The sequence below is a fragment of the Stenotrophomonas sp. STEN054 genome (assembly GCF_056854535.1).
Genome location: NZ_JBXFWG010000047.1, coordinates 1 through 22,849 on the forward strand (window position 1 = coordinate 1; position 22,849 = coordinate 22,849).

Genomic DNA, 22,849 nt, shown 5'->3' on the forward strand with positions numbered 1-22,849 from the left:
CTCAACGATCTGTCGGACCGCCTCGATCTTGAACTCATCGGTGTACCGCTTCGTGCTCATAATCACCTCCGCCTAAGCCATAGTTTATGGCTGCGAGGTGTCTACGGAACCTTGGGCGATTCAAGCTGGCCCACTCGGGCCATGATTCGTATCCGCTCACGTCGGCAGACGAGGAGGAGTCACGCCTCTCAATCTCCCAGCCGGGCTCTCCCGAGACACCACCGAACCGATGTCCATCCGTGGCGAGCCATGAGAGGTGTTCAATCCTATCCTCCATGAGTATGCAGTTGAGAGAAAACTTCATGGCTGCATCTGGATCTCGCTGGGGCGAGAAGCCTTTGAAGAAGTCGAAGTTCTTGCTCACACTATTTCCTGATCGATTGGATGTGCGTTGCCCACGTGCGAGAGCTCATTTGTCGTCTGATTCATGTGTGAACGCACCTCGACACCATTGACAATGCCGTCGTGAATGACCTTGTCGGCCCCCTGATTACGAATCGGGTACGCCAATGCTCCGCCGACAGCCTCACCCCTGAAAAAGTTCCATGACGTAGCCAGCGGGAAATCCCAAGGTTGTGTCTGCGAACCCCGCGAATCTGGCTGCTTCAGCGTGGCTCCTCGGACTGCAAACAGGAGGAGCCACATCAAATTGACGGGTTGTAGAGGTTAAATACCTGCATGCGAACCTCTGTCATCCATGACCGGGCATCATCGCTGGATTCGAACTCCTCCCCCGTAAGTTCATTTACTTCACCCAAGGGAAATTCATGAAGCTCAATTGCCTCGATCAACTGCCGTTCCAGCAGCTCAACATCAAACTTCACCTGCCCCGTCTTTACCAAGGCCGCTAGTTCATTTACCTCATACCACTCGACAAAGCAGAAATCCCTCAAAACCATTCGAAGCAGATCGGGCAGACGATTCACTGGAGAATTCTCACCGGCATTGGTTACGGGTACATCGGATCAAACAGCCATGTTCATGAGGAATCCGGTTTGTATCGAACGGTTGCGTAAGCATCGTTGCTGAACTGCGTAGGGCCTCCGTCCAATGTCGTCTGCTCAACCCAACTTCGCTACACGCCCCACAACGGCACGCCACAGCTCCTCAAAACTCTCAGCCGATAGAGGCAACACGATGAACTGCGGATCCAGTGATACTTCGGCGGAGGGTGGCAATTGGCAGATCGACAATTCCGTAGAACCAGAACTCTGGGCTTTCGAAGCGTAGTCCCGACGCCCATCGGCATAGATCTCGATCTTTCTTTTTTCCCACAGCTGATCATCAAGCTCGCTGTAGAGCTCAATGGGTTCATCGAGGAAATCGTGGATCCACTTGACCTTGACGTACTTCATTTCGATGGCACCTCACCGCCAACGTTCAGCCGACCACTCATATATCGCCGCCGATACTTCCACGAAGGATGAGCGGTTGCGCCTAGCCCCAGGGATACGCCCGCTCGCGAGGCAGCGCAGACTGCGCGTCCTCCATCCTTCCCGCCTTCACCAGTGCATGAATGGCGTGTGCCTGCGCCGTCACATCGGTGATGCCTTGAATCCATTCATCGACATAGGCACGCACCGCTTCCCTGCCCAGACCTATCTGGATCGCGCGGTGGGGCAACGGCCGCAGCAGCAGATCGCGCTCGGGATCCCACTGGATGCGCACCGGGGAACGAGCCTTGAGCTGCTCCCACGCCGCCGCATCCATTCCGGGCTCGGCACGGCTGTCGCAGCCATGGGTCAGCGCCCACTCGAAGCCTTCGCGACGGATGTCAATTGCCAGGATCCGCTTCTGGCCTTCCTCTTTTTTGCCCCATCCGGCGCGATACATCATCCACAGGAAGGACGGCTTGATCCACGTCATCCGCTCCATCTTGAACGGCGGCGCGACAAAGGTCTGCCGCTCCAGCGCACTGTCGGCGATGGCATCGGAGTAGGCCTGGTACACGCGGATCACGCGGTCGTCGTACTGCGCGCGGATCTGTTGCGCCGGCATCGCATCCATTGACTCACCTTCCCTGGCAGCGCGTGGCCAGACGCCACGCCGCTGCATCATGCACGATCAGCGCGCATCAAAGCGCTCCGCGCTGGCCGGCGTTGCCCGCGCGGCCAGCACCAGTGCGGCAGCGGTCACGCAGGCCATCGCCACCCAGGCAATGCTGAGATCGCCCACGGTGTCGCGGATCGACCCGGCCACGAACGGCAGGATGCCGCCGACCAGGTAGCCCACGCCCTGCACGAAGGACACCAGGATGCCCGCCTTGGCCGGCTGGCTGCAGTGGTCCATCACCAGGATCAGGGTCATCGGGAACAGGCCGCCGATCGACAGGCCGAGCAGGCACATCATCAGCCACGGGGCATACATCGGCGCCACGCCGATCAGCACGTAGGTCAGTGCGGTGGCCGCCAGGAACAGCGCCAGCAGCACGCGGCGGTCACGGAAGCGCGGCGCCAGCCAGGAGACGAGGAAGCCACCGGCCACTTCTGACAGGCTCAGCGCCGCCAGCATGAAGCCGGCCTCGTTGGCGCGCACGCCCGCTTCCATCATGTACGGCGCAATCCAGGCCAGGCACAGCGTGTAGCAGCTGCTGGACACGCAGAACAGCGCGACGAGCAACCAGGTGCGGCCGTGCTGCCAGGGACGGAATGCGCTGGGCGTGGCTGCCTTGGCGGACGTGCCGGTGGACGGCGCATCGGCGTGGCCGCTGTTGGGCAGCCACAGCGCGATGCCGGCGATGGCCAGCACCGCCCAGAACGCCATCGTGCCCTGCCAGTCCAGCCAGTGCAGCAGAGCCGACGCGCTTGCCGCCGCCAACGCCGCGCCGCCCATGATCATGCTCACGTACAGACCCATCAGCAGGTCGACGCGGTGCGGGAAGCGGGTCTTGATGTAGCCGGGAACAAGTGACTGCACGATGCCGATGCCCAGGCCGGCGGCAACGCTGGAGCCCATCAGCCACAGCGGTTCGTGCGAGGCCAGCTTGGCCAGCGCCGAGGCCGCAGTGAGCGCGAGGCCGATGGCCACGCCGCGCCGATACCCCATGCGATAGACCAGGCCGCCGGCCATGGCGATCAGGCCCATCGCCATCATCGGCAGGCTGGTGAGCCAACCGATCTGTTCGAAGCTCATGCCATTGCTGGCACGGATGGAATCGGTGAGCAGGCTGACCACGGCCAGCACCGGGCGCAGGTTGAGGCCGACCAGCAGAAGGGCCAGCACCGGGATCAACCCGGGACGCGAAGTTGCAGGTGAATTCATGTAGTACGGCCGCAGGCATGCGGCCGGCTTTCCTTGTTCGATTCTGTACGGGGGCCCGGCTGGCGGCGCCTGGCCGGGCAAGGTTTCGCTGCGATTGGCCGCAGATGCGTCCTCTTCCGAGGAAGGAACGCGCGCGGGCGCACGATCGGCATCTGGCAAGCGGCCATTGGCGCGCATGATAGCAAACGTGGCGTGCGAGGCCTTCCGCTACGGGCGCGGGCAGGCGCGCGTTCCTCGGCGGCGCGCCGAACTCGATGCACTCGCGCGCGATCAGGATTTCCTGCAGGACGGGTGCATGGCCGCGCCTGTGCAGCTGGCGGAAGAACGCCTCGGCCCGCTGCAGCCCCGCTACGCTTATTGCCTGAAGATTCCCGGCGCGCTGGCGCAACAGATCGATGACTGCCCGAAGGTGCCCAGGTGAAGTTGAGCGTGGTCGAATGACGACCATCACGACCACGTTGGCTTCTCCCTTCGCTGGGCGCATCACCCCTGCTGGCCCTGGCCTGCCCACAGCCGGATGCACCGACGTTCGTGCAGAACCTGGACCGCGCCAGCCACGTCTACGTGTCCCGGCTCATGGCGCTCGCGGTCGCCGACGGCGAACCGTGGTACAGCACCTTGAGCGGCCGCATCAGTGTGGTCCGCACGCTCAAGGGTGGCGCGCCGAAGGCATCCGCCGTGCTGGAGCTGGTCCGCGGTGACCAGTCGGTCATCGACGTCAGCGATGACTTCACTACGAAAGGCGGTGCTGGAAAAACGGGCGCCATCGAACCCGTGCAGGACCATCTTTCGCGCCTGCCGCTGTCTGCTGATTTCCCCGGCGAGTATCGGCTTGAAGCCACCGTCTCCTGCCCGGCCATGCCACCGCCCCGCTGATCGATCATCAGCGGGGCAGGCTATCAGCGGCCTGCGCCCGCCACAAATGCGCGGTCGCCTTTCTGCGCGCACGGCGCGATGCATCGGCGCGTTGCACTGATATCGCACGACGAACACTGCGCTCATTCAGTGGCGGCAGCGGCTAGCACATGCCCGGCTCAGGCAGCTGAATTCGTGGCAAATCGAACATGACTGCGCGCTCTTCACAGCGCCTGCACGTCCGCGAACTGCAGCTGAAAACCCATTCATGGAACTAACAAAAAGCCCGCTATATTCCAGACTCCCCAGACGAAGGAGGGAATGCAATGACCCTTTCCACGCAGCACCTGAAGTTGGCCCGTCCCCTCGGCGTAGCCCTGATCGCTCTCAGCCTTGGCGCGTGCGCCAGCTACAAGGAAGACTTCGCGAAGGTCAACACGCGTCTCGACGCGCTTGACGTAAAGGTCCAGGGCGCGGCGCAGAGCGCCGAGTCCGCCAACCAGTCCGCACAGCAGGCCAACCAGCGTCTCGACCAGATCGAAGGTCGCGTCCAGCAGCTCGAATCGGCCCCCCGCCGTACCCCGCGCGGCTAAGCTGAATCGGGAACCAGTGGTCTCCCCCGGCCACTGGTTCCCTTGAGTCACCGTACTTACTCGAGGAACCGTGCCATTCGTACGCATTCATCCCCCGCAATCCGCACCGCCTGCATTGCGCTGACTCTTGCGCTGGCACTGGGCGGTACCGGCGTGGCCAGCGCCAAGGGCGCCAAGGATGCCGCTACGCAACCCACCGCTGCCGTCGATGAGCTGCCGGAAGGACAGGAAGTGTCCGAGACGGTGATCGAACTCGCAGGCTGGGTGGTCGCCAGCAAGGACAGCGAAGGCTATCCGTTCGCGATCATGGACAAGGCCGCCGCACAGGTGCTGATCTTCGGCAGTGACGGCAAGCTGCGTGGCGCGGCACCGGCGTTGTTTGGTTCGGCCAAGGGCGATCATTCCGCACCGAACGTCGCCAAGGTCGCGCTGAGCGCGATCCCCGGCCACGACCGCACGACCCCCGCCGGCCGCTTCATTGGTGGCTACGGCCCGTCCGACGACGCCGGCCGCGTGTTGTGGGTGGACTACGATTCGGCCGTCTCGATGCACCCGCTGCCGCCGGGCAGCCCGAAAGAAAAGCGTGCCCAGCGTCTGGCCACGCCAACACCGGATGACAACCGCATCACCCACGGCTGCATCAACGTCAGCCCTGGCTTCTACGAGCAGGTGGTCTCGTCCACGTTCGAGAAGGGCGGCGTGTTCTACGTGCTGCCAGACAAGGACTCACTGGAAAAGACCTTCCCCGCATTCGCGCAGAGCCGTGTAAACGCCGCAGAGGCAGACGGCGATGCCACGGCCGCGCGTCACTGACGTAGCCGATACTGCGCCACCCAGTCCAGCGACGGTGCAATGCCACCGAACGGGAACAGGTGCGGGCTGACCTGGCCATGCGCTTCGGTCAGCCCTGCCACCAGGCGATCCACGAATACATCCGGCCCGGCGGTGCCCAGCAGCCGGCCGATCGAGATGCCGTACCGGGCCAGCATCGAGGCGCTGGCACCCACCCCACACATCGCCGCATAGCGCAGCAGCCGCGTCACGCTGGCCGGCCCAGGCACACCTACCAGCACCGGGTGGCCGATGCCGCGCGCGCGCAGCGCATCCAGCCAGGCCAGCACGATGTCGGCATCGAAGGCGAACTGGGTGATGATCTTCGGCGCCATGCCGCGCGCTTCGATGGCCTGGCATTTGCGTTCCAATGCCTGCCAGCGCCCGGCAGCGTCCATCACCGGATGGCCCTCGGGGTGCCCACCCACGGCAACGACCTTGATGCCCGCACGTTCCAGCAGGCCGGTTTCGATGATTGCCGCGCTGTCTGCAAACGGACCGGTGGGCGTGGCCAGGTCACCGGCGACCAGCAGGCACTGCTCGACACCGGCCTCGCCCACCGCGCGGGCGATGAAGTGCTCCAGCGCCGCCTGCGAACCGATCCGCCGCGCCGACAGGTGCGGCATCGGCTGCAGCCCCAGTTCGCGCACGGTGCATGCCGCAGCCAGCCGAGCCTGGTCGTCTTCGCTGGCGAGATAGGGGATCGAGATCGTGGTTCCCGGGGCGATGCGGCCTGCCTCGGCGCGCAGCGCGGGCATGGCTTTCGCACTGACTTCCAGCGAACCGGCATCGATGAAGGCGCGCGCGCCCTGCACGGTTCCTGCAGGCATCACTTGGCCCCGCGCGGCGCGACGGCGATGGAGCTGCCCCGCGCCAGTTCAACGAAGGCCTGCAGGTAATCGATGGCGGTGTCGGCCTCGCGCGCGCCCAGGTAGATCTGCTTGGGGATGCCCTTGGCCCCCAGCCGCACCGGCACCACGTCCATCCGCGCCGCGTACTCCTCCACCAGCCAGCGCGGCATGGCGGCCACGCCGCGGCCGCTGGCCACCATCTGCATCATGATGTCGGTGGTTTCGATGGCCTTGTGGCGGCGCGGGGTCACCCCGGCCGGCAGCAGGAACTGGTTGTAGATGTCCAGGCGCTCGAACGGCACCGGGTAGCTGATCAGCACTTCCTGGGTCAGCTGGCGCGGCTTCACGTACTCCACCTTGGCCAGCGGGTGGTCCTTGGCTACCACCAGCACCTGCTCGTAGTCGAACACAGGCACGAACGTCAGGCCCGGCTTCAGCAGCGGATCGGGCGTCACCAGCAGGTCGATCTCGTAGCCGAACAGGGCGCCGATGCCACCGAACTGGAATTTCTGCTTCACGTCCACATCCACGTCCGGCCACGAGGCCAGGTAGGGCGAGACGATCTTCAGCAGCCACTGGTAGCAGGGATGGCACTCCATGCCGATGCGCAGCGAGCCGCGCTCGCCCTGGGCGAACTGGCCCAGCCGCTCCTCGGCCAGGTCCAGCTGCGGCAGCACCCGGTTGGCCACCGCCAGCAGGTACTGGCCGGCCTGGGTCAGCCGCAGGCTGCGGCCCTCGCGTAGCCAGACGTCGGTGCCCAGCTGCTGTTCCAGCTTTTTCATGCTGTGGCTCAGCGCCGACTGGGTCAGGTTGAGCACGCCGGCGGCAGCGGTCAGCGAACCCTGCAGTTCGACCTGCTGCACGATGCTCAGGTGGATTCGTTCCAGCATGTCGATGAATCCCACTCATGGATGTGTGAAGTAAAACCATTTTACGTCATGGGAAGGCCTGACTAGGATCGGGTCATGCTTTCTCCCCACCGCCCCCTTCGTATCGTCGCCGTCTCCGGCGGCCTGCAGCGCCCCTCGCGGGCCGCCACCCTGTGCGAGCACCTGCTGGACCTGATTGGCGAGCACCTGCCAAGCGAACCGCATCTGGTCGAACTGGGTCAGCTGGCCCCGCAGCTGGCCGGTGCCCTGTGGCGCTCGCAGCTGCCTGCCGCCGCCGAACAGGCCCTGGCCACGGTCGAGCAGGCCGACGTGCTGGTGGTCGCCACCCCGGTCTACCGCGGTTCGTACACCGGCCTGTTCAAGCACTTCTTCGATTTCATCCACCAGGACGCGCTGGTCGACACCCCCACCCTGCTGGCCGCCACCGGCGGCAGCGAGCGCCACGCGCTGATGATCGACCACCAGCTGCGGCCACTCTTCAGCTTCTTCCAGGCACGCACCCTGCCGCTGGGCGTCTACGCCACCGACAAGGATTTCGCCGACGGCCGCGTGCATGACGAGGCCCTGCTGCAGCGTGCACGCCTGGCCGTGCAGCGGGCCCTGCCCCTGCTGGCGCTGTCCCATCGCCCAGCGCCCGTGCCCGCCGAAACCGCCGACGCCCTTTGAGTAACCGGAACACCGTCATGACTGCCGACAACTTCACCTTCCAGATCACGCGCATTCCGTTCAACGAGGATTACCAGCCGGCCGACGGCACGCGCATCACCACCAACTTCGCCAACCTGGCCCGCGGCGCCTCGCGCCAGGAAAACCTGCGCAACACGATCGGCATGATCAACAACCGCTTCAACGATCTGGCGCACTGGGACAACCCCAGCGCCGATCGCTACGCGGTCGAGCTGGACATCATCTCGGTGGAGATGCACATCGACGGCGATGACGGCAGCGATCCCTTCCCGCTGATCGAAGTACTGCGCCCGACCATCGTCGACACGCACACCGGCGCGCGTACCGAAGGCATCGTCGGCAACAATTTCTCGTCCTACGTGCGCGACTACGACTTCAGCGTCGTGCTGCCGGCCAGCAACGAAGGCAAGGCCACGTTCGGCATCCCCGAAGGCTTCGGCGATCTGCACGGCAAGCTGTTCAAGCACTTCCTGGAATCGGATGCCTACCGCGCCAACTTCAGCAAGGCACCGGTCATCTGCATCAGCGTGTCCAGCAGCAAGACCTACCACCGCACCGAGAACCACCACCCCATCCTGGGCGTGGAGTACCGCCAGGGCGAGTTCTCGCCCACCGACCAGTACTTCGACAAGATGGGCCTGCAGGTGCGCTACTTCATGCCGCCGGGCAGCGTCGCGCCGCTGGCGTTCTACTTCCAGGGCGACCTGCTGGGCGATTACTCGAACCTGGAACTGATCGGCACCATCAGCACCATGGAAGCGTTCCAGAAGATCTACCGCCCGGAGATCTACAACGCCAATTCTGTGGCCGGCAAGGTCTACCAGCCCAGCCTGAAGCACCAGGACTACTCGTCCACCCGCATCGTCTACGACCGCGAAGAGCGCAGCCAGCTGGCGGTCAAGCAGGGCAGGTTCACCGAAGAGCACTTCATCAAGCCGTACGGCGCCGTGCTTGAGCAGTGGGCTGCCCGCTGATTCACCGCTTCTCCCTCCCCCAGGACAAAGACCGCGAACACGATGAAGAAACTACTGCCCACCTCCACTGCCGGCAGCCTGCCCAAGCCCTCCTGGCTCGCCGAGCCCGAGAAGCTCTGGTCGCCCTGGAAACTGCAGGATGACGCACTGACCGAAGGCAAGCAGGACGCGCTGCGCCTGTCCCTGCAGGAACAGCAGCACGCCGGCATCGACATCGTCAGCGACGGCGAACAGACGCGGCAGCATTTCGTCACCACCTTCATTGAACACCTCGACGGTGTCGACTTCGACAAGCGCGAAACCGTGCGCATCCGCAACCGCTACGACGCCAGCGTGCCTACGGTGGTCGGTGCCGTCAGTCGCCCGAAGTCAATATTCGTCGAGGATGCGAAGTTCCTGCGCCGGCAGACCGCACAGCCGATCAAGTGGGCCCTGCCCGGCCCGATGACCATGATCGACACGCTGTACGACGCGCACTACAAGAGCCGCGAGAAGCTGGCCTGGGAATTCGCGAAGATCCTCAACGAGGAAGCGAAGGAACTGGAAGACGCCGGCGTCGACATCATCCAGTTCGACGAGCCCGCTTTCAACGTGTTCTTCGACGAAGTGAACGACTGGGGCGTGGCCACCCTGGAGCGCGCGATTCAAGGGCTGAAGTGCGAGACCGCCGTGCACATCTGCTACGGCTACGGCATCAAGGCCAACACCGACTGGAAGCAGACACTGGGCTCGGAATGGCGCCAGTACGAAGAGTCCTTCCCGAAGCTGCAGAAATCCAGCATCGGCCTGATCTCGCTGGAGTGCCACAACTCGCACGTGCCGATCGACCTGATCGAGCTGGTGCGCGGCAAGAAGGTGATGGTCGGTGCCATCGACGTGGCCTCCAGCATGGTGGAAACGCCGGAAGAGGTGGCCAACACCCTGCGCAAGGCGCTGCAGTTCGTCGACGCCGACAAGCTCTATCCGTGCACGAACTGCGGCATGGCGCCGCTGTCGCGTGAGGTGGCGCGCGGCAAGCTGCGTGCGCTGAGTGCAGGCGCGCAGATCGTCCGCGAGGAACTGGCCGGGCGGTGATCGCAGTAGAGCCGAGCCTACGCTCGGCTGCTTTGCATCCGGCTGACCGCAGCCGAGCATGGGCTCGGCTCTACACGGGGTTTCCGAGGCGTCGATCTTGCCCGGTTGCTCAGCGGTAGAGCCGAGCCTACGCTCGGCTGCTTTGCATCCGGTTGATCGCAGCCGAGCATGGGCTCGGCTCTACATGGGGTTTCAGAAGCGTCGATCTTGCCCGGTTGCTCAGCTGTAGAGCCGAGCCCACGCTCGGTGGCTTTGCATCCGGCTGATCGCAGCCGAGCATGGGCTCGGCTCTACACGGGGTTACCGAAGCGTCGATCTTGCCCGGTTGCTCAGCTGTAGAGCCGAGTCCACGCTCGGCTGCTTTGCACCCGGTTGATCGCAGCCGAGCATGGGCTCGGCTCTACACGAGGTTTCCGAGGCGTCGGTCTTGCCCGGTTGCTCAGCTGTAGAGCCGAGCCTAACCTCCGCTGCTTTGCATCCGGTTCGGTAGAGCCGAGCATGGGCTCGGCTCTACACGGGGTTTCCGACCCCGGTAGCGCCGAGCCGCTCCCTCAGTAGTCGTAGCTCACGCTCACCCGCAGCGAGCGCGGTGCCTGGCGCACCGTCGCCGCGCCGTACAGCGGGTCAGGCTGGCCCGGGTCCAGCTCGGAGTACGGAGACTTCCACAGCGCAACCTGGCTGTTGAACACGTTGAACACATCCAGGTTGAAGCCCAGTCGACCCTCGGCCGCGGCCGGGCGATAGGACACGCCCAGATCCAGCTGTTTCAGCCACGGCAGCCGCCCCTGGCTGCTCGGAGGCGCCGGCTGGCCGTTGTAGAAGTGGTAGGCGATGCCATAGCCGGAGGGATCTTCGAAGTCCGGGCCATACGAACCCAGCGCGCTGAACGGCGTACCCGAGATCACCCGCACGTTGGCCGAGACCAGCCATTCCGGCGTCAACTGGTAGTAACCGTGCAGCTTGAACTGGTGCGTGTGGTCATTGCTCTGCGGCCCGTTGGTGTGCTCCATCAGCTGGGCGTAATCCCAGGCCTGCGTGGTCGACACCGCGGTCTGGCCGATGCCCGACAGCAGCTGGCCTTCGGTGGTGCCGTAGCTGCGCGACCAGGTGTAGTCGGCACGGCCATACCAGCGTCCATCGAACGGATGCTCCAGCGACAGGTTCACCGCGTAGTAGTTGCGCTTGAACTTCGGGAAGCCCATCTCGGCATTGGTCAGCGGCACGCTCACATAGTTGCCGGCGGTGTCGACCAGGTTGAAGGTATTCGCGCGGCCCGGGTTGATCAGCCAGCAGCTGACCGGGTTGCTGTCCTTGGTGACGTCGTAGCCAAGGCTGCTGGCCTTGCCGAGCACCGCATCGATATCGCAGTAGTCATCCACGCCGCTGCGCAGCACACGGTACGTCGCCTTCGCGCCGTACACCCAGTCCTGGCCCAGTGCCTTGGTGAAGCCGAGGATGAATTCATCCTGGAACGACGGCTTGATGCCGGAGGTGGCCACCGTCTTCGCGTCCGGCAGCAGGCCGTAGTTGTTGTTGGACGACACCGCATCGGAGAACTGGGTGAGGTCGGTCGGGTAGCCGTTGCTGTCGATGCCGCCGTACGTGTAGTAGGTGGACGTCGCCAGCGTTGCTCCGGCCGCATTGAACGCCGGGTTCAGCGGCAGCGCCAGGTAGTAGCGGCCCACGTTGCCGAAAACCTTGAAGCGGCCGTCGCCGCCGACATCCCAGCTGAAGCCCAGGCGCGGCGCCCACTGCCCGCTGGTCTGCTTGATGTAGGCGTCGCCATCGCGGTTGTAGTTGGTGAACTGGTCCAGGCGCAGGCCGAGGTTCAGCAGCAGGCGGTCGGTCACCTGCCAGTTGTCCTCGATGTACTGCGCCCGCTGCGAGGCGCGCACCGAGGCCAGCGCACTGTAGATGTACTGGCGCACGTAGTAGCCATCCTGGCCATTGCGGATGCCGCCGGTGGCCGGCACGCCGAGGCCGGTATTGATCGGCACGTTCGGGTTGGACTGGCCGTAGATCCAGTAGTAACCATCGGCCGACGCCACCGAGCCACGGTTGAGCGCGCGTGCGTTCTGGTTGTCGATGCCCACCGTGATGCTGTGGTCGCCCAGGACATAGTTCGCATCCAGGCGCAGGTTGTTGCTGCGGTTGCCGCGCGCGGGGTCGACCAGCAACGAGGTGGTCTGCGCGTTGGTGATCGGCGTGCCACCGTTGAGTGCCGGGTTCTGCAGGTTGGCGCTGTTGATGTAGGTCAGGCTGCCGTCATAGGCGGGATTGCCGATGTAGTCATCGGTCTTCATCTCACCGTACTGCGCACTGACGGTGAGGCGATCGGTCAGGTAGCCGGTGTACTTGGCCGTCCACAGGTCGCCGCCGGTCTTGGTAGTGTCCTCCTTGCCGCGCTGCGCGCCTCGGGTCAACGTGTCGTAATCGTAGGCGAAGCTGTCGCCGCGGAACACGTTGCGGCTGGAGGCGCCGGTCAGCTCCAGCAGGTGGTTGTCGGTGATGTTCCAGTCCAGCTTGGCGTACCAGCGCGGACGGTTGTACTCATACTTCGAGTAGGAGTTGGTCGCCTCGACGTTCTTGACGTCGGTGCCTTCGCGGCGCTCCAGTTCGTAGGAGCCGAAGAAGAACAGTTTGTCTTCGATCAGCGGGCCGCCGGCGTAGATGCTCTGCGTCGTCACCCACTCGCGGTCCTTGCTCTCCGGCGAGTACAGCGCACCGTCGCCCGGGTAGCGCACGTCGTCCTTGTCAGAACGCGTGGAGGCCGGTTCCCAGGTGAACTGGCCACCGAAATGCCAGTCATTGGTGCCGCGCTTGCCGACGGCATTGATGACGCCGCCATCGGAACGACCGTACTTGGCGCTGTAGCCACCGGTGTAGATTTCCTGCTGGTCGATGCTGCCATAGGGCAGCGTCAGGCCGCCGAGGCCACGCAGCGGATCAGTGCTGTTGAAGCCGTTGATGTAGTACGCGTTCTCGGCCGCCGACGAACCGCCGAAGCTGACCAGCTGCGCACCGGTCGGGCCGGCATAGCTGCCGTTGCCACCGTTGCCGACCACGCCCGGTGCGAGCTGGGCGATGGCCTCGGCCGAGCGGCCCAGCGGCAGGCGCTGCAACTGCTCGGCGGTGATCACCGTGCGCGAATCCACGCTGCTGACGTCGATCGCAGCCGCGGCGCGATCAGCGCTGACCTGCACGCCATCCAGGCGCGTGACCTCACCGAACGACACCTCGGTGCTGGTGCCCACCGTCAGCGCAACGCCCTCGCGGGTCTGCAGCACCTTGCCGTCGGCATCGCGTGCTTCCACCGAATAGCGGCCCAGCGGCAGCTGGCCGATGGTATAGCGGCCACGCGCGTCCACCGTCACCTCACGGGTGAGGCCGGTCTCGCTTCGGACGAAGATGCGCTGTGCCGAAGGCGGCGCGAGGCCGGCGATGGCGCCGGTGGTGGACTGGGCATGCAGTGCGGGGGACGCGGTGGCAAGCAACACCGCCAACGCCAGCAATCGCGGGCGCAGTGAGGAACGAGCAGTCGTCATCGTGGGGCGTACGGGTAGTGGGGGGAAGCGCTGCCTGCGCGCCGCGATGGGCGCGCCAGACATTGCACATTCATTAACCCCGCTCACGCCCCAATGCAGAAATGCCGAGTGGTTATGTGCTGCTGGCCGATGGCCATACCCGATCGGCCGGCAGGTCATGCTCGGTCATGCAGAACTCAACTCAAGCGCTCCTCGACAGCTCCCGCGCCAGGAACGGGGCCGTCCTGCTGCCTTTCGCACGCGCGACCTGATGTGGGGTTCCCTTCGCCACGATGGTGCCGCCCGCACCGCCTGCGCCCGGCCCAACGTCGATCACCCAGTCCGCCTGCGCGACCGCACGCATGTCGTGCTCGATCATCACCACCGTGTTCCCCGCCTCCACCAGGCGCTGCAGCTGCACCATCAGCCGGTCCGCGTCAGATGCGTGCAGACCGGTGGTGGGTTCATCCAGCACGTACAGGCTGCGCCCACGCTGGCTGCGCTGCAGCTCGGTGGCCAGCTTGATGCGTTGTGCCTCACCGCCTGAAAGCTCGGTGGCCGGCTGGCCCAGCCGCAGATAGCCCAGGCCGATTTCCTGCAGCAGGTGCAGCGGGCGTGCGATGGCATCTTCTTCGCTGAAGAACGCATGCGCTTCGTCCACCGTCATCTGCAGCACATCGGCGATGGTGCGCTCATTCCACAGCACCTTCAGCGTGGCCTCGTTGTAGCGCGCACCATGGCAGGTGGGGCACGGCGCATAGACGCTGGGCATGAACAGCAGTTCGACGCTGACAAAGCCCTCGCCTTCGCAGGTTTCGCAGCGGCCCTTGGCCACGTTGAAGGAGAAGCGCCCTGCGTCGAACTTTCGACGGCGTGCGGCCGGCGTCGCGGCAAACAGCTTGCGCACGTGGTCGAACAACCCGGTGTAGGTCGCCAGGTTGGAACGCGGCGTGCGGCCGATCGGCTTCTGGTCCACCTGCACGACGCGCTGGATGGCATCCACATCGCCCGCCAGCCGGCCGCGCGTTGCTTCGATCACCGTGGGGCCATCGGTCGGTGTGCTTTCAGCGGTGTCCTCCACCGGCTCATGGCCCAGATGCAGCAGCATCAGCTCCGGCAGGGCCTGCGCCATCAGGCTGGATTTGCCCGAGCCGGAAATGCCGGTCACGGCGGTCAGCAGGCCCAGCGGCACCTGCGCATCCACACCCTTCAGGTTGTGCCGGTGGATGTCCTGCAGCTCCAACCAGCTGTCCGCGCTGCGCTGCCGGCTGGCCGGCGCTGGCACTTGGTCGAACAGATAGCGGGCCGTGCGAGAGTCCGCGACCTGGCGCAGACCTTCGGGCTCGCCACTGTAAAGAACATGTCCACCGTGCTCGCCCGCTTCCGGGCCCACGTCCACCAGCCATTGCGCGCGACGCATCAGCTCCAGATCATGTTCGACCACGAACACCGAGTTGCCACCGTCGCGCAGCCGGTCCAGTGCGTCGTACAGCGCCTTGCTGTCGGCAGGATGCAGGCCTGCAGAGGGCTCATCGAGCACATACAGCACGCCGAACAGCAGCGAGCTCAACTGCGTGGCCAAGCGCAGGCGCTGCAGTTCGCCGGCAGACAGCGTCGGTGTTGCCCGATCCAGGGACAGATAGCCAAGGCCCAGGCCACGCAGCTGGTGCACGCGTGCCATCACCCCGCCCGCGAGCCGCTGGGCAGCCAGCTGCTTTTCCTTGGACAGTGCCGACGTACGCCGCACATCCGGTGCTGCCGCGTGGCTTGCACGGCCAGCGGCAGCCCGTTGGCGGCGATCTCGGCCGGTGGCGGTGCGGCTGGTGCCTGCGCCCGGGTTGTGCGCGCTGAAATCCCCCGCGGCGATCGGCTCCAGCAGCTCTGCCAGCTGATCCAGCGGCAACCGCATGAACTCGCCGATGTCCACGCCTGCAAAGGTGACCGAGAGTGCCTCGGGCTTCAGCCGCTTGCCTTCGCAGGCCGGGCACAGTCTGCCTTCCATGTAGCGGGACACGCGCTTGCGCATCAGCGCACTCTGCGTGTTGGCAAAGGTGTGCAGCACGTAGCGGCGTGCGCCGGTATAGGTGCCCATGTAGCTGGGTTCCAGCTTTCGCTTGAGTGCCGCGCGGGTCTCGGCAGGGGTGAAGCCGGCATAGACCGGTACAGTCGGCGCGTCCTCGGTGAACAGGATCCAGTCGCGGGCTCTCTTCGGCAGCGTCTTCCACGGCACGTCGATGTCGTAGCCCAGCGTGACCAGGATGTCGCGCAGGTTCTGCCCGTGCCACGCCGGCGGCCAGGAAGCGATGGCGCGCTCACGGATGCTCAGCGAGGGGTCGGGCACCATCAACGCCTCGGTCACCTCATACACGTGGCCAAGGCCGTGGCAGGTGGTGCAGGCGCCCTGCGGCGTGTTGGGCGAGAAATCCTCGGCGTACAGCATGGGCTGCCTGGCGGGATACGTGCCCGCCCGCGAATACATCATGCGCACCAGGCTGGACAGCGTGGTGACACTACCCACCGATGACCGCGCGTTGCTGGCACCGCGTTGCTGCTGCAGCGCCACCGCAGGCGGCAGCCCGTCGATCGCATCCACATCCGGCACGCCGGCCTGGTCGATCAGCCGCCGTGCGTAGGGCGCGACGGACTCGAAGTAGCGTCGCTGCGCCTCCGCATACACGGTACCGAAGGCCAGCGATGACTTGCCGGAACCCGAGACGCCGGAGAACACCACCAGTGCATTGCGCGGAATGGAGACGTCGACATTCTTCAGGTTGTGCTCGCGCGCACCGCGAACCTCGACGCAACCGCTGGCGGTGGCTGCGGACGGCGGCGCTTTGGAGGATGAGTTGGACATCGTCGCGATCCTGCAGGCAGTGAGTGGCACGCATCAGCGCGTGCCCGGCGCTCTATTCTCGCTGCTGCCGGGGTGAACGGGAGTGACGGTTGGAGCGGCACCCACAAGGTGGTACAAGACACGCATGGACGACAGGAGGTACTGGTTCACACGGAAGCGATACGGCTGGGGCTGGGGCTTGCCCTGCGCCTGGCAGGGCTGGGTGGTTTATGCCATTGCACTGGTTCTGTTGTCTGCGGGTCCGTTCCTGTTCTCCCCGATCCAACGGCCCGTGGCGTTCCAGCTGTACACGTGGGCGGTGATTCTGATGCTTGTGCTGGTCTGCTGGCTGAAAGGCGCGCCGCCGGGGTGGCGCTGGGGGAAGTAGTGGGTGGCAGACGCGCGCGTCGCCAACATGAATCTGCCCGCCAGATCTGCAACCGCGAATCCAAACGCCACCACACCCGCACCCAAGGGTAGATAGGTCATCCACACAGGGCTGCCCTCAAGCAAGCGAGTACAGATGAGGTGCCACCGGCAACGGGTGGTCGGGCATCGAAAACCCGTGATACTGCGTAAGTTGTTTACGCTTGCCGGCCGGCGTCACTCCACGTGGCGCCGGCCGGCAATCCGTCTGCCGGCTATGGCGGGCGGAGCGTGGAGGCCTTGTGCCTGCCGGTCTTGCGCAATGTCCCGGTTTTCGAGCCACGTCTCCGCCCGCCACCTTCGTGTGGCGGCTACCGACTGTCTGCACGGAGCACTCGCCATGACCACACCGAAGTTTCCCGCCCACACGCCTGCCAACAGCGAAGACGACGACACCCCGCCGACCCGCCCGGGCAGCACCTTCATCAACGCCCTGAAAGACATCGGCTGCGGTGCCGCCGCCGATGGCCAGCTGTGGCCCGAACCGGAGCTGCGTATCGGCCGCCGCATCGCCCTGGCAGACGCCGACTGCGCACGCGCCGGCCTGACCATCGCCCTTGAAATGCTGCTGGCAGGCGAACGCATTCGCCAGAACGGCCCGGATGAGGATTACCCCGGCGACCGGGTGATGGAGGGTCTGATCATGGCGTGCCTGGCCATCAATGGGCAGGCCACCGCGCGCATGCGTCCGCAGGAATGACGCGCGATGCAGGCAATGCGCCGGGCATGGCCCGGCGCTACCTGTGCGATTGCTACAGTAGATCCACGCCATGCGTGGATGGCCACGCGCGGTGCCGGCATTCCGCCGGGCATGGCCCGGCGCTACCTGTGCGATTGCTACAGTAGATCCACGCCATGCGTGGATGGCCACGCGCGGTGCCGCATTCCGCCGGGCATGGACCGGCGCTACCTGTGCGATTGCTGCAGTAGATCCACGCAATGCGTTCATGCACCACGCGCGGTGCCGGCATTCCGCCGGGCATGGCCCGGCGCTACCGTCGGGTTTCACCCGAAAAAAAAACCCCGGCGAGTGGCCGGGGTTTTTCGATTCACTTGAACAGCGTGTCCGGATATTCCGGTTTCTGTTCCCGCGCCAGCAGGGCGCGCAGGCCTTCTGCAGGCGTCTGCTCGCCGTGCAGCACGGCACGCACGCGATCAGAGATCGGCAGGTCGATGCCATGGCGGCGTGCCTGTCGCATCACTTCGTCGGCGGTCTGCACCGATTCCACCACCTGGCCGATTTCGCGCACGGCATCCTGCAGCGTCTGCCCGCGGCCCAGGGCAAGGCCCAGGCGGCGGTTACGCGACAGGTCGCCGGTGCAGGTCAGCACCAGGTCGCCCAGGCCAGCCAGACCCATCAGGGTTTCCGGCTTGGCACCAATGGCGGCGGCAAGCCGCAGCATCTCGTTCAGGCCACGCGTGATCAGGCCGGCACGGGCGTTCAGGCCCAACTGCATGCCATCGGCCACACCGGTGGCCACGGCCAGCACGTTCTTCATCGCGCCGCCCAGCTCGGCACCCACCATGTCATCGCCCGTATAGGCGCGGAACGCCGGGCCATGCATGGCTTCGGCCACGGTCTGCGCGAACTCCGGCACGTCGCCGTGCACGGTGATGGCGGTGGGCAGGCCCAGGGTCACTTCCTTGGCGAACGACGGCCCGGTGACCACGGCCAGCGGCACGTCGTCACCCAGGATCTCGCGCGCCACTTCATGCAGGAAGCGGCCCGAACCGGGTTCAAAACCCTTGGTGGCCCACGCCACGCCGGCACCAGCCGGACGCAGCGGTGCCAGCGCACGCACGGTTTCGTTGAACGCGTGCGACGGGGTCACCACCAGCACCCAGGCGGCATCGCGCACGGCGGCCGCCATGTCGGTGGTCGCACGCAGGCTTTCCGGCAGCGGGATGCCCGGCAGGTAACGCGGGTTCTCGTTGCGCTGGTCGATGGCTTCGACCACGGCGGCATCGCGCCCCCACAGCACGGTCGGGTGACCGTGCCGGGCGAGCAGGGTGGCCAGCGCGGTTCCCCAGGAACCCGCGCCCAGCACGGCGATCTTGTCAGCGGTAGTGCTCATCCGTGACGTCGCGGCGGGGATCAGGCGTTGCCGGCCGGCTCGGAGTCAGCCAGCGACGGTGCGTCGCCCTGCTCCTGGCGCTGGCGCAGGGTTTCTGCGTACAGGCCTTCGAAGTTGATCGGCTGCAGGAAGAACGGCGGGAAGCCGCCGGCCTGGATCAGATCGCTGACCAGCTGGCGCACGTACGGGAACAGGATGTTCGGGCACTGGGTGCCGAGCAGCACGTCGATGGACTGCGGGTCCAGGCCGACCAGGCCGAACACGCCGGCCTGCTTCACTTCGGCCACGTAGGCGGTGCGCTCACCGGCCTGGCAGGTCAGGGTGACGGCCAGCACGACTTCGAAGGCGTTCTCGCCCAGGCGCTGCACCTGCTGGTTCAGGTTGAGCTGCAGTTCCGGCTGCACCTGGTCATTGAAGATGGTCGGCGCATTCGGCGACTCGAAGGAAACGTCCTTGACGTAGATCTTCTCGACGGTGAAGGCGGGGCCGGTGGCGGCATCGGCCGGCGCAACGGCGCCGTTGGTGGTCTCTTCGGACATTTCCAGTAACTCCAATGAATGCAATGAAAACGAGTGTCGAACTACAGGGTTGGGGGCGGCGGCAGGCCCATACAAGGCCAGTTCCGCCATCCCCTGCAATCAGTTGCGGCCCTTGACCAGCGGCAATTCGGCCTGCTGCCAGGCGGGAATGCCGCCTTCCAGCACGAAGACCTTCTCGAAACCAGCCTTCTTCAGCGTCTTGGCGGCGGTTTCCGACGCGTTGCCGCTGCGGCACACCAGCACCACCGGGCTCTGCTTGGCGTTGGCCACCAGCTTGTGTTCGGCGTTGAAGGCGCTGGCCTGGGCGCTGCGGCTGCCGGCGATGTGGCCCTTTTCAAAGTCAGCGCTGGGCGACAGATCGACCACGACCGCGCCACCAGCATTCATCAGGTGGGTCAGCTCGGCCGGCTTGATGCCCTTGTAGCCCCGGAACAGGCGGCGGGTTTCGGTGACGATGAGGGCCACGGTCAGGCCGACCAGGGCCGCGGACAGCATCGGGTTTCGGCCTGCAAAGGCCAGCAACTCTTCGTAATTCACTCAGGTCACGGGTCGATCAAGTGGGCGCCGATTGTCGCACAAGCCGCAGGGGGCCCGTCACTGCCCCTTCCACAGGTCCGGCAGGCCGGCCGCCTGCCACCAGCGCTTGGCTTCCGGGTCCCAGCGCCAGCGCTCGACCACCACCACGGTGCGCTCGGCCTGGGTATTCTGGTTGATCACCCCGATTTCCACCCGGCGCTCGACCTGGCCACCGTCCAGCGAGGCGCTGCTGCGCTCGCGGTAGGAGGACACGCGCAGCTGCGCGTAACGGTTGAGCTCGAACTCGGTGGGCGGCTTTTCCTTGCGCAGCTCCGGGTCCAGGTAGGCAATGGCATCGTCCATGCTGCCCCAGCGGATGGTGGCGCCGTAGGCGATCTGGGTCTCTTCCAGCAGCTTGCGCTGCTTGCGGGTGAGGTCGTCGGCAGCGGCACCGGCCACGGCACTGACCAGCAGCAGGGAGCACATCAGGAACTGGATCAGGCGGCGCATCGGTGGTTTCCCCAGGACGTCAGCGTGCCATCCTACCCTCTGGCGAAGGCAACGAAGCGACCGCTCAGCTCGGCGGCCGAACGGCCATCGGCCCCCGGCTGGCGGGCGACGATGCTGATGCGGGCCTTGCCGCGCTGGCGGAAGGTGGCCAGGAAGGTATCCCAGCTGCTGGCTTCGGCGGTTTCGGCATGGGCGTGCAGGTCTTCGTAGACCGGGGCCAGGTAGCGCAGGTTGCTGTCGGCCACGTAGACCTCGGCATCGTGCCCGGCCAGGCGCAGGCGCAGGCTGACCAGCGCCCAGCCCGACAGGGTGAGCACCGAGGCCAGGCTGCCACCGAAGGCGTTGCCCTTGTCGTTGACGTTGGCGACCAGCGGCGCAGTGATGCGCAGCACGCCGTCGGCATAGCCATCCAGGCGGATCTGCATCGCGCGGACCGCCGGCATGCAGTCAAGCACGTCCTGCAGGGCGGCCAGCGAGGAGGTCAGGGCATCAGCGGACATCGAGCAGCAACCACGACAACGAAGGGCCCGCATAATGACGTCAATGGCCAACCATACGATACCCACTGGCTGGACCCTGATCTCGCTGCGGCCGCAGGGCCAGCATGCCGGTCTGAGGCAGGCTGCGGCCAGGCTGGGCGGGGCCACCGTGGCCTTGTCGCCGTGGCGGCTGCAGCGGTTGCAGGGCGCGGCGGTCGAACAGCGGCTGAACCGGGCGCTGTCCTGCGCGCGCGTGGTGTTCACCAGCCCGGCGGCGGTCGCGGCCGCTGCGGCACTGCAGCACCTGACGGCGGCCCAGCGTGGCCCGTGGCTGACCGTGGGCGAAGGCACCGCGCGCGCCCTGCACGCGCAGGGCATCACCGACGTGCACGCACCGCAGCGGATGGACAGCGAGGGCCTGCTGGGGCTGCCGGTGCTGGCCGACGTGGGCGGCACGGACATCGGCCTGGTGACCGCGCCCGGCGGCCGCGGCCTGATTGCCGCACAGCTTGAGGCAGCGGGCGCTCGGATCATCCGTGCCGACATCTACCGGCGGGTGCCGCTGGTGATACCGCGGCGAAAACTGGCGCGATTGGCCCGCTCGGGGACGCCGTGGCTGCTGGCCGTCAGCAGCGGCGAGGCCCTGCAGCGCTTCTGGCAGCAGTTGTCGCCCGGTTGGCAGCAGCGCCTGTGTGAACAGGCCATCGTGCTGGCCGCCAGCGAACGCCTGGCCGAGCAGGCGCGGGCGCTGGGGCTGGCCCGCGTGGTGCACGGCGAAGGGCCCACCGTCACCCAGATGACGGCGGCCGCACACGCCGCGCTCACTGCCCCGGCAGCGACCTGAACAGGCACCCGGCACACGCTTGCCGGGTTCAGCGCCAACGGTAATGCTGTGTCCAACGCTGCCTGCTGGCTCCCCGCCGGCGACGCCGCCGACAAGGAAGCCCGATGAACGACGCCCTGCCACCTGCCCCCTCCCGCCGTCCTGCACGCTGGCTGCTGCCGCTTGCGGTGGTGGTGGTGCTGGGCGCAGCGGGTTACGCCGGCTGGCACCACTGGCAGCAACAGCAGCGCGACCGGGCGGCGCAGGCACAGACCACGGACGTGCGGCTGAAGGGGCTGGAGGCCACCGTCGAGGCCCTGCGCCGCGACCAGCGCGCGACCAGCCAGCGCCTGCAGGATGCGGCCGCCACCAACCGCGTGCTGCGCGATGAAATGCTGGGCCTGTCCCAGCGCAGCGCGCTGCTGGAAGAGAACCTGACCCGGCTGACCGAAAGCGCCAACCAGGGCCGCCAGGCCGTGCAGCGCGACGAGGCCGAGCTGCTGCTGACCCAGGCCGCGCAACGGCTGGCCTTTGCCGACGATGTGGAAGGCGCGCGCCGCCTGTATGCGCAGGCCGCCACCGCATTGGCCGACCTGCCGGACAACGAAGGCCTGAACCTGCGCCAGGCGCTGGTGCAGGAACGCGACGCGCTGGATGCACTGGGCCCGGGCCCGCGCGTGCAGGCGCTGCATCGACTGAATGCCGTGGCCCAGGCGCTGCAGGGGCTTCCCTCAGAGCTGCCACCCTCGCCGGCCGAAGCGGCTGCCAAGCCGTGGTGGCAATCGGCGCTGGCGCCCTTCGTGGATATCACCCCGACCCGCTTGAACGGCCCGCTGACCCAGGCCGAGCGCGCCGCCGCCGATGATGCGCTGCAGCTGGAACTGACCCTGGCCCGCGCGGCCATCGAGCGTGGCGACCGCAGCGGCCGTGATGCCGCGCTGAACCGCGTGGCTCACTGGGCGCAGCGGCGCTGGCCGGATTCACCGGGCCTGCGCGCGCAACATGCTGAACTTCAGGCCTTGCGCAAGGCCCCCCTGCAGGCCGAGAGCAGCGTGCTTGGCAGCACCCTGCAACAACTGCGCTCCCAGACCGACCGGAGGTAACGCCC

24 protein-coding genes are annotated in these 22,849 nt (G+C 66.1%); 10 read left to right on the plus strand and 14 right to left on the minus strand.

Annotated elements, in window-relative coordinates; genetic code table 11:
• Positions 1–34: 34 nt before the first annotated feature.
• From AC1VXD_RS16110 to AC1VXD_RS16130, 5 genes are all read right to left on the minus strand, one after another.
• Positions 35–364 carry a hypothetical protein gene (locus AC1VXD_RS16110; RefSeq protein ID WP_482992882.1) on the minus strand — a complete coding sequence of 110 codons (330 nt, stop codon included), beginning with the start codon at positions 362–364 and terminating at the stop codon, positions 35–37.
• 280 nt (positions 365–644) lie between these two features.
• Entirely contained in the window at positions 645–926 is a 282-nt protein-coding gene (locus AC1VXD_RS16115; protein WP_482992883.1) for a hypothetical protein, read from the minus strand.
• A gap of 135 nt (positions 927–1,061) precedes the next feature.
• Positions 1,062–1,355, minus strand: a complete 294-nt coding sequence (locus tag AC1VXD_RS16120) for a DUF6881 domain-containing protein (protein WP_482992884.1) — start codon at positions 1,353–1,355, stop codon at positions 1,062–1,064.
• Between the two features lie 82 nt (positions 1,356–1,437).
• The gene (locus tag AC1VXD_RS16125) at positions 1,438–2,007 is read right to left on the minus strand and encodes a DUF4291 domain-containing protein (protein WP_482992885.1); all 570 of its coding nucleotides are present in this window, start codon (positions 2,005–2,007) and stop codon (positions 1,438–1,440) included.
• A 57-nt stretch (positions 2,008–2,064) separates the two neighbouring features.
• Positions 2,065–3,222 (minus strand): MFS transporter, encoded by a 1,158-nt coding sequence (locus AC1VXD_RS16130; protein ID WP_482992886.1) that lies wholly within the window; start codon positions 3,220–3,222, stop codon positions 2,065–2,067.
• 226 nt (positions 3,223–3,448) lie between these two features.
• Between AC1VXD_RS16130 and AC1VXD_RS16135 the strand changes: the two genes are divergently transcribed.
• The 4 genes from AC1VXD_RS16135 (at position 3,449) to AC1VXD_RS16150 (ending at position 5,522) form a co-directional block, all read left to right on the plus strand.
• Positions 3,449–3,682, plus strand: coding sequence for a hypothetical protein (locus AC1VXD_RS16135; protein WP_482992887.1), 234 nt, complete (start codon positions 3,449–3,451; stop codon positions 3,680–3,682).
• 110 nt (positions 3,683–3,792) lie between these two features.
• The gene (locus AC1VXD_RS16140) at positions 3,793–4,137 is read left to right on the plus strand and encodes a hypothetical protein (protein ID WP_482992888.1); all 345 of its coding nucleotides are present in this window, start codon (positions 3,793–3,795) and stop codon (positions 4,135–4,137) included.
• A gap of 305 nt (positions 4,138–4,442) precedes the next feature.
• Complete coding sequence (locus AC1VXD_RS16145; RefSeq protein WP_482992889.1) at positions 4,443–4,709, plus strand: hypothetical protein; 267 nt, start codon at positions 4,443–4,445, stop codon at positions 4,707–4,709.
• A gap of 114 nt (positions 4,710–4,823) precedes the next feature.
• On the plus strand, positions 4,824–5,522 hold the full coding sequence (locus AC1VXD_RS16150) for a L,D-transpeptidase family protein (RefSeq protein WP_482992911.1): 699 nt from the start codon (positions 4,824–4,826) through the stop codon (positions 5,520–5,522).
• Here the strand turns inward: AC1VXD_RS16150 and AC1VXD_RS16155 are convergent.
• Complete coding sequence (locus tag AC1VXD_RS16155) at positions 5,516–6,370, minus strand: methylenetetrahydrofolate reductase (RefSeq protein WP_482992890.1); 855 nt, start codon at positions 6,368–6,370, stop codon at positions 5,516–5,518. The genes AC1VXD_RS16150 and AC1VXD_RS16155 overlap by 7 nt on opposite strands.
• Positions 6,370–7,281, minus strand: coding sequence for a LysR family transcriptional regulator (locus tag AC1VXD_RS16160; protein WP_482992891.1), 912 nt, complete (start codon positions 7,279–7,281; stop codon positions 6,370–6,372). The genes AC1VXD_RS16155 and AC1VXD_RS16160 overlap by 1 nt, the downstream gene beginning before the upstream one ends.
• A 75-nt stretch (positions 7,282–7,356) precedes the next feature.
• Between AC1VXD_RS16160 and msuE the strand changes: the two genes are divergently transcribed.
• From msuE to AC1VXD_RS16175, 3 genes are read left to right on the plus strand one after another with little or no spacing between them, the layout of a single operon-like run.
• On the plus strand, positions 7,357–7,947 hold the full coding sequence (gene msuE / locus AC1VXD_RS16165; RefSeq protein WP_482992892.1) for an FMN reductase: 591 nt from the start codon (positions 7,357–7,359) through the stop codon (positions 7,945–7,947).
• Positions 7,948–7,964: 17 nt separating this feature from the next.
• Complete coding sequence (locus tag AC1VXD_RS16170; protein ID WP_482992893.1) at positions 7,965–8,942, plus strand: DUF1852 domain-containing protein; 978 nt, start codon at positions 7,965–7,967, stop codon at positions 8,940–8,942.
• Between the two features lie 42 nt (positions 8,943–8,984).
• Positions 8,985–10,016: a methionine synthase gene (locus AC1VXD_RS16175; protein WP_482992894.1), complete on the plus strand. Its 1,032-nt coding sequence runs from the start codon at positions 8,985–8,987 to the stop codon at positions 10,014–10,016.
• A gap of 551 nt (positions 10,017–10,567) precedes the next feature.
• Here the strand turns inward: AC1VXD_RS16175 and AC1VXD_RS16180 are convergent.
• Together AC1VXD_RS16180 and AC1VXD_RS16185 are read right to left on the minus strand one after the other, a co-directional pair.
• Positions 10,568–13,561, minus strand: a complete 2,994-nt coding sequence (locus AC1VXD_RS16180) for a TonB-dependent receptor (protein WP_482992895.1) — start codon at positions 13,559–13,561, stop codon at positions 10,568–10,570.
• A 181-nt stretch (positions 13,562–13,742) separates the two neighbouring features.
• Positions 13,743–16,394 carry an excinuclease ABC subunit UvrA gene (locus tag AC1VXD_RS16185; RefSeq protein WP_482992896.1) on the minus strand — a complete coding sequence of 884 codons (2,652 nt, stop codon included), beginning with the start codon at positions 16,392–16,394 and terminating at the stop codon, positions 13,743–13,745.
• Positions 16,395–17,139: 745 nt separating this feature from the next.
• On the opposite strand from AC1VXD_RS16185, the gene AC1VXD_RS16190 reads away from it, so the two are divergent.
• A complete protein-coding gene (locus AC1VXD_RS16190; protein ID WP_482992897.1) occupies positions 17,140–17,499 on the plus strand; it encodes a hypothetical protein in 360 nt (119 codons plus the stop codon).
• 349 nt (positions 17,500–17,848) lie between these two features.
• On the opposite strand, the gene AC1VXD_RS16195 is transcribed toward AC1VXD_RS16190, so the two are convergent.
• The 5 genes from AC1VXD_RS16195 to AC1VXD_RS16215 all read right to left on the minus strand — a co-directional run bounded on the left by AC1VXD_RS16195 (position 17,849) and on the right by AC1VXD_RS16215 (position 20,939).
• Positions 17,849–18,874: an NAD(P)H-dependent glycerol-3-phosphate dehydrogenase gene (locus AC1VXD_RS16195; protein WP_482992898.1), complete on the minus strand. Its 1,026-nt coding sequence runs from the start codon at positions 18,872–18,874 to the stop codon at positions 17,849–17,851.
• A 20-nt stretch (positions 18,875–18,894) separates the two neighbouring features.
• Positions 18,895–19,413, minus strand: a complete 519-nt coding sequence (gene secB, locus AC1VXD_RS16200; RefSeq protein ID WP_046985370.1) for a protein-export chaperone SecB — start codon at positions 19,411–19,413, stop codon at positions 18,895–18,897.
• Positions 19,414–19,512: 99 nt separating this feature from the next.
• The gene (locus tag AC1VXD_RS16205; RefSeq protein ID WP_150454645.1) at positions 19,513–19,950 is read right to left on the minus strand and encodes a rhodanese-like domain-containing protein; all 438 of its coding nucleotides are present in this window, start codon (positions 19,948–19,950) and stop codon (positions 19,513–19,515) included.
• 57 nt (positions 19,951–20,007) lie between these two features.
• The gene (locus tag AC1VXD_RS16210) at positions 20,008–20,439 is read right to left on the minus strand and encodes a hypothetical protein (RefSeq protein WP_108767289.1); all 432 of its coding nucleotides are present in this window, start codon (positions 20,437–20,439) and stop codon (positions 20,008–20,010) included.
• A gap of 32 nt (positions 20,440–20,471) precedes the next feature.
• On the minus strand, positions 20,472–20,939 hold the full coding sequence (locus AC1VXD_RS16215; protein WP_482992899.1) for a YiiD C-terminal domain-containing protein: 468 nt from the start codon (positions 20,937–20,939) through the stop codon (positions 20,472–20,474).
• A gap of 34 nt (positions 20,940–20,973) precedes the next feature.
• Here AC1VXD_RS16215 and AC1VXD_RS16220 point away from each other — a divergent pair, with 34 nt between their 5' ends.
• Together AC1VXD_RS16220 and AC1VXD_RS16225 are read left to right on the plus strand one after the other, a co-directional pair.
• On the plus strand, positions 20,974–21,762 hold the full coding sequence (locus AC1VXD_RS16220; RefSeq protein WP_482992900.1) for a uroporphyrinogen-III synthase: 789 nt from the start codon (positions 20,974–20,976) through the stop codon (positions 21,760–21,762).
• A gap of 104 nt (positions 21,763–21,866) precedes the next feature.
• The gene (locus tag AC1VXD_RS16225; RefSeq protein WP_482992901.1) at positions 21,867–22,844 is read left to right on the plus strand and encodes a uroporphyrinogen-III C-methyltransferase; all 978 of its coding nucleotides are present in this window, start codon (positions 21,867–21,869) and stop codon (positions 22,842–22,844) included.
• Positions 22,845–22,849: the final 5 nt, after the last annotated feature.